Raw genomic sequence first — 1,264 nt, forward strand, 5'->3', positions numbered from 1 at the left:
AGCATCGAGCCGACGCCGCGGCCGGGGCAGGTGTACCAGCTGCCGGCAATCAAATGGCACGTAGTGGACCGCGACGAGCTGCGCCGCGTCTACGCCGATGCGGGCATGCCGCTCGCGGAGGCCGACAAGCTCCACGGCTTCGCGGGCGTGGATGGTGCCGGGCGGCCGGTGATATACACGCTGCCGCCGGCCCGGGTGGATGATGCCGCGACGCTGACGCTCGGGCACGAGCTGCTGCACGTCGCACTCGGCCGCTACCACCCGGAGTAGGGGCACCAGTAGTTTTCCGACCCATCGGCGCGATCTTGTCCTACTGCCGCGGCACGGCCGGTAGGCGCACTATGTACCAGCCAGCACCGGCCGCCGGCTACCGCAGCCTAGGCAGAACCCGCCGGGCCCCCGCAAGGACGCGGGGGCAGCTGGCGCCATTTAGCCGCTGTTGCCGCTATCTCGGCGCATGCGATGACCCATATTCAGGATGCCTGCATGAAAAACCTTGGAAAGGCCCGGTGGGCTGCTCGCCGGGCGGAAGCTTTGGAGCAGCAGGCCCGCGCGCTGGTCAATGACAGGTCCGGTGATTGGCGGGCCATGCGGCAGCGTGAACGAGGCGCCACAAGGCTCCGCACCGAAGCCGCGCGCTTTAGGGCCATGGTCGCGCGCTGGAATCCTGACGATGCAGCGTAGCCTTGCCCTCGTTCAACCCGCCCGCCGTCCGCCTGCAATCGGCGTGACTGTCGCGGACGGCGCTGTCAGCAACTCGTAGAGCTTGTCGAGAGCTGCCCGCTTCTCCGCATCGTAGCGGTGGTGGTTGTAGTGCCGGTTCTGCACGCCACCAAGGCCGTGGGACTGCAATTGCCCTCGCGCCTCGTCGTTCTGTCCTCCGGCTGCAAGCCGCGTCTCTACGGTCCGCCGAATGTCCCCAGGGGTGAATCGTCCTCCGGGCAACTCGTCGGCTTCCAGCATCTCCTCCACGACTTCCTTGATTGCACTACGCAGCACGTCGTAGCCGGCAGGCGCGATCCCTTCGCATACCGTCACGAGGTACGGCCCAAGGCAGGCGCCGCGCATGGTGTCGATGGCATCGAGCGCAGCCGGTAGCAGAGGCACGAAGTGCTCCCTAGGCTGCTTCCTCCGCCCCTTGATGTCCAGAATGCAAACGGTCTCCCGGTCGCGGTCCAGCTGATGGACTTGAAGCCGCCCCATCTGCAAGATGCGCTGCCCTCCACTGAGCAGATGGAACCGGAGTAGCGCGCCACGAGGCCCC

2 protein-coding genes are annotated in these 1,264 nt (G+C 67.0%); one reads left to right on the forward strand and one right to left on the reverse strand.

The window, feature by feature from the left end; translation table 11 throughout:
- The coding region (locus ABT24_RS12910) for a hypothetical protein (RefSeq protein WP_286737970.1) at positions 1–270 on the forward strand (270 nt) is incomplete at its 5' end.
- Positions 271–696: 426 nt separating this feature from the next.
- On the opposite strand, the gene ABT24_RS12915 is transcribed toward ABT24_RS12910, so the two are convergent.
- Positions 697–1,264: site-specific integrase (locus ABT24_RS12915; RefSeq protein ID WP_502689015.1), on the reverse strand; the 568-nt coding region annotated here is incomplete at its 5' end.

The sequence above is a fragment of the Thiomonas sp. SCN 64-16 genome (assembly GCF_001725585.1).
Taxonomy (GTDB): domain Bacteria; phylum Pseudomonadota; class Gammaproteobacteria; order Burkholderiales; family Burkholderiaceae_C; genus Thiomonas; species Thiomonas arsenitoxydans.